Genomic DNA, 5,470 nt, shown 5'->3' with positions numbered 1-5,470 from the left:
GTGATGGGAGAGAATGTTCAAGAGTGGATTCTAAATGTTCAGATAAAGACATAAAAAAATGAGCGTATTCACATACACTCATTTTTACTACATTTTACTAAAATTTGCTTAACTGACTGGCATTACCTCATAAGGGCTTTTTTTAGGGGTGGATCAGGTCTTACCAGTGTTCACCAGGGAATAAGCGAGCATATGCTTTTTGTACCCAATTGAGTTTTTCTTGTTTACCAATAGACGCTGAAGAACTTGGGAACAGGTTATAACCAATCGACATGAGTTTGTTATTAATGTCAGGAGCAATGGAGTAAGTGATCGAAGCCAAACGGCCCAAATTGGTCGCCACTTTCTTTGGACGTTTCACGATGGCATAGGCAATCAGGTCAGTCGCTTGTTCTGGAGAAAGCGTTGGAACGTATTTATAAATTTTGGTTGGAGCGATCATTGGCGTGCGCACCAATGGCATGTAGACCGACGTGATGGCAATATTATGCGAGTGAACTTCAGCGCTCAGGCAACGGCTAAAAGCATCTAATGCGGCTTTAGACGCAACATAGGCAGAGAAGCGTGTTGCATTGGCCAATACACCAATCGAACTGATGTTGATGATATGACCTTCACGACGAATCATCATTTTCGGCAGTAAATTCATCACCAAACGTACCGCGCCAAAATAGTTAAGCTGCATGGTGCGTTCAAAATCATGGAAACGATCGGTTGATTCATGTACGGCACGACGAATAGAACGGCCAGCGTTATTAATTAAGATATCGATATGATCGACGGAAGCGAGGATTTGTTGTGCCACAGCATCAATGGAGTCCATATCATTGAGGTCACATGGGAAAACATCAGCTTTACCGCCAGTGGCTTCAATTTCAGCTTTTACGGCATCGAGGGTTTCTTTGGTACGTGCAACCAGTAGAACATGTGCGCCTGCGTTGGCAAGGCGATGCGCTGTGGTTAAACCGATACCACTTGATGCACCAGTGATTAAAATGATCTTACCGTTGACACGGTCAACGAAACGTTTCTCAAGTCTTGAATTCACGATGAGGTTCCCTGTTAAATCAGTTTTATTGTATTCATTTATCGGCCCGACAACGCTATGTGCAGGGCTGTTTTAAGTCAGCGGTATGATAGCGTTTTATTCAAAAAAAGCCATATGATAAGTAATTGATAATAAAATAATATTTAGAGTTTTTACTCTAAATTAAAATCCCTATTTACTCAATTTTTAACACATAAATATGTGAAAGAGAAGTGCTTTTATCAACATCGTTGCAACCTAAAAAAGTCGATTTTCAAGATAAATAAAATTGTAAATAAATATAGAAGCAGGGCCATAGATGCGCAAAATTGGAAGGCGGATTATGTGGGAGTGGTTATTTAAATGAAATGGAAATAAAAACAGGCCTTAAAAATAAGACCTGTGGAATGTGCAATTATGCTTTAAACAGCAGCTAAGGCTTGCTCTAAGTCGGCAATCAAGTCATCTGCATGCTCGATCCCAATCGATAAACGAACCATATCAATGCTGACACCGGCTGCTTTGAGTTCATCTTCATTGAGCTGACGATGTGTCGTGGTCGCTGGATGGCAGGCTAAACTTTTGGCATCACCAATATTCACAAGGCGAGTAAACAACTGCAAGGCATCAATGAAACGCGTGCCGCCTGCAAGGCCGTCTTGCACCCCAAAGGAAAGAATCGCAGACGGTTTGCCTTTGACATATTTTTGCGCCAAAGCATGTTGTGGGTGGTCTTTTAGGCCAGCGTAGTTAACCCATTTTACTTTTGGATGCGCTTGTAAATATTCAGCCACTTTTTGCGCATTTTCGGTATGGCGTTCCATGCGCAGGCTCAGGGTTTCCAAACCTTGTAAGATCAAAAACACATTGTGCGGGCTGATCGCAGCGCCAGTATTACGTAATGGCACTACACGCGCACGGGCAATGTAGGCTGCTTCACCTAAAGCTTCGACATAATTCACCCCGTGGTAGCTTGGATCAGGGGTGTTGAGTGATTTAAAACGTTCAGGGTATTTGCCCCAAGGGAACTTGCCGCTATCGACAATAATGCCGCCGATCGAATTACCATGACCACCAATATATTTGGTGAGAGAGTGCACCACGATGTCGGCACCAAATTCAAATGATTTTTGCAGGACGGGAGTAGCTACGGTATTGTCCACTACTACAGGTATGCCAAATTCATGCGCAATTTTCGAAATTGCTTCGAGGTCAATAATATTGCCTAATGGGTTACCAATCGATTCGACAAAGACCAGCTTGGTTTTGTCATCGATGAGGCTGCGTAGTGCTTCAGGGTTTTGATAATCAAAGAAGCGAACTTCAATGCCTTGTTTCGGCAAGGTATGGGCAAACAGATTATATGTGCCGCCATATAGGGTTGAAACAGAAGCGATATTGTCGCCCGCTTCAGCAATGGTTTGAATCGCATATGTAATGGCTGCCATGCCTGATGCCAACGCCAGTGCACCTATACCACCTTCGAGCGCTGCAACACGCTGTTCAAGTACCGCCGTGGTTGGATTCATAATGCGGGTATAAATATTACCCTGAACTTTTAAGTCAAATAAATCAGCACCATGCTGCGTGTTATCAAAGGAATATGAGGTGGTTTGATAAATCGGCACCGCAACCGCTTTGGTGGTTGGCTCCGGTGTATACCCCGCGTGAATTGCTAAAGTTTCGTCTTTATAGGTCATGATTACTTCATCTAAGAGAGCTAGTTTTTAAACAGTCTATCACTTATATATATGAATAAAAGTGCTTTATTTATAAAATTAATATCATAATTATTCATATTATTGAAAAATTTTCAGCTAAAGATGAGCGAAATTATGCTTAAAAACGCATGTTTAAATTTTGTTCGCCATTAAACTTGTAACAATGCATTGAAGGCGTGTGCGAAACCTTATTTTTTCACGACTTTATGCGTATAATAGCCGATTATTTTTTCGCTCAATTGAGCAGGGGCAACTTTGTGTTGTTCCGTATATGTTTTGACTATTGAGGAGTCCTAAGTGGCCCAATATATTTACACGATGAACCGTGTGTCGAAGATGGTTCCGCCTAAGCGCGAAATCCTGAAAGACATCTCTTTATCATTTTTCCCAGGCGCAAAAATTGGTGTGCTTGGTCTAAACGGTGCAGGTAAATCTACCTTGCTTCGTATTATGGCGGGCGTAGATAAAGATTTCTCAGGTGAAGCACGTGCTCAACCGGGTATCAAAATTGGTTACCTTGAACAAGAGCCGCCATTGGATGAAAGCAAAGACGTTCGTGGTAACGTTGAAGACGGTTTACGTGAGCCGTTAGATGCTTTGGCGCGTCTTGATGAAGTGTTTGCAGAATATGCAGCAGAAGATGCTGACTTTGATGCACTTGCAAAAGAACAAGAGAAGTTAGAAGCCATTATCCACTCATGGGATGCACATAACATTGTGAACCAAATGGATCAGGCTGCTGCAGCGTTGAACCTTCCAGCTTGGGATGCAGATGTATCTAAGTTGTCTGGTGGTGAGCGCCGTCGTGTTGCACTTTGCCGTTTGTTATTGTCTAAACCAGACATGTTGCTTCTAGATGAGCCAACGAACCATTTGGATGCTTCATCAGTATCATGGTTGGAACGTTTCTTGAAAGACTTCCCAGGTACGATCGTTGCGATTACCCATGACCGTTACTTCTTGGATAACGTGGCAGAGTGGATTCTTGAGCTTGACCGCGGCATGGGTATTCCATACCAAGGCAACTACTCTTCTTGGTTAGAGCAGAAAAATGCTCGTTTAGAGCAAGAACAGAAGCAAGAAGAATCTTTTGCTAAAGCATTGAAAAAAGAACTTGAATGGGTTCGTTCAAATGCCAAAGGTCAGCAAAAGAAAAACAAAGCGCGTATGGAGCGTTTTGAAGAGCTTAACTCACGCGAATTCCAACAGCGTAACGAAACGTCTGAAATCTACATTCCACCTGGTCCACGTTTAGGTAACAAGGTTGTAGAAGTTGAAGGTATTAGTAAATCCTTTGGTGACCGTACACTTTATAAAGATTTATCGTTCGTTGTACCACCTGCTGCAATTGTAGGTATTGTGGGCGAAAACGGTGCGGGTAAAACCACATTATTCCGTATGATGACAGGCGAACAACAACCAGATACAGGTACAGTTACACTGGGTGAGTCTGTTAAAGTGGCTTATGTTGGTCAGATTCGTGACACCTTAGATGACAACAAAACTGTTTGGGAAGAAGTTTCTGGCGGTTTAGATATCTTGAAAATTGGTGAATACGAAATCGCATCTCGTGCGTATATCGGTCGCTTTAACTTCAAAGGTCAAGATCAGCAAAAACGTGTAGGTCAATTGTCAGGTGGTGAACGTAACCGTTTACAACTTGCGAAAATCCTGCAAATGGGTGCAAACGTCATCTTACTCGATGAACCGTCAAACGACTTGGATATTGAAACTTTACGTGCGCTTGAAGATGCCATTTTAGTATTCCCGGGTACTGTAATGGTGATCTCGCATGACCGTTGGTTCCTCGACCGTATTGCTACGCACATCTTGTCATTTGAAGGTGAAACCCCTGAATTCTTCACGGGTAACTACCATGAATTTGAAGAATACCGCCGTAAACGTGATGGTGATGACCTTGTTGCAAAGCGTCAGAAATACCGCAAAATTGGCAACTAAGTTCCAGTTTTAAAATAAAAAACCAGCCTGCGGGCTGGTTTTTTATTGCTTGAGATGCAATGACTATACAACTATGTCTTCATAGGCATGATGTAAGACGTAGTCTGCATGTTCATGGCCTTGTGCAGCAGCTTTACTGAGCCAAAGCTCTGCAAGTTCATAATTACGGTCTAAGCCGAGTTCTCCACGTAAATAACCGAGACCTAAGCGATATTGGGCATCTTTATGACCTTTTAATGCGGCACTTAAAAAATTCCACATTGCATTACGATAGTCGGTAGGGGATTGGTCTGCTGAATCCATAGTATGGTGACTGAGAAAGTCTTGATGGTGTTGAGCCGCAAGAATTTCAAAATAAGTCCCTTGGGCGTAATCACCCTCGGCTTCTGGAACCGAAAGATGCATTCCTTGCAACTTTGGATTCATCTGTTGTGACAACAGTGCATAAATTTTTTTCAGAGCTTGTATCATCATTGTTAAACTCCTTGTTGCTAAGTATAACCACTTGATTAATAAAAAATATTAACAGTAGTCATTCGTGCGCTGCGATGAATGATTTAATTGTTTTAAACAGATCACACTTAAGATGAAAATTAGCATGCTTGTCATGATATGTGAATAGGTATTAAAAAAATATTTATCAAATGGAGCGTAAAACTCTGTCCTTCAGGTCAGAGATATAAGCGACACGACATGAAGTGTCGTTTGATTTAACTAAGGACTATTTTCCTTGAGTTTTGATTGTTAATATAAGTACATGAAA

The 5,470-nt window shown here is 41.9% G+C and carries 4 protein-coding genes; 1 reads left to right on the top strand and 3 read right to left on the bottom strand.

From position 1 onward, the window contains the following. Positions 1–160: 160 nt before the first annotated feature. Complete coding sequence (locus tag FTT88_RS16650) at positions 161–1,048, bottom strand: SDR family NAD(P)-dependent oxidoreductase (RefSeq protein WP_180062801.1); 888 nt, start codon at positions 1,046–1,048, stop codon at positions 161–163. 401 nt (positions 1,049–1,449) lie between these two features. Then, on the bottom strand, positions 1,450–2,727 hold the full coding sequence (locus FTT88_RS16645) for an O-acetylhomoserine aminocarboxypropyltransferase/cysteine synthase family protein (RefSeq protein ID WP_180062802.1): 1,278 nt from the start codon (positions 2,725–2,727) through the stop codon (positions 1,450–1,452). A 318-nt stretch (positions 2,728–3,045) separates the two neighbouring features. Here FTT88_RS16645 and ettA point away from each other — a divergent pair, with 318 nt between their 5' ends. Next, positions 3,046–4,707, top strand: a complete 1,662-nt coding sequence (ettA, locus tag FTT88_RS16640; RefSeq protein WP_180042172.1) for an energy-dependent translational throttle protein EttA — start codon at positions 3,046–3,048, stop codon at positions 4,705–4,707. Between the two features lie 63 nt (positions 4,708–4,770). Here ettA and FTT88_RS16635 read toward each other — a convergent pair whose 3' ends face one another. After that, positions 4,771–5,181 carry an SEL1-like repeat protein gene (locus FTT88_RS16635; RefSeq protein ID WP_078189397.1) on the bottom strand — a complete coding sequence of 137 codons (411 nt, stop codon included), beginning with the start codon at positions 5,179–5,181 and terminating at the stop codon, positions 4,771–4,773. Between the last annotated feature and the right edge of the window lie 289 nt (positions 5,182–5,470).

It is taken from the genome of Acinetobacter sp. YH01024, from assembly GCF_013420195.1.
Taxonomy (GTDB): Bacteria; Pseudomonadota; Gammaproteobacteria; order Pseudomonadales; family Moraxellaceae; genus Acinetobacter; species Acinetobacter amyesii.
Note: the sequence above shows the minus strand (reverse complement) of the source record. Positions and strands in the feature narration are given on the sequence as shown.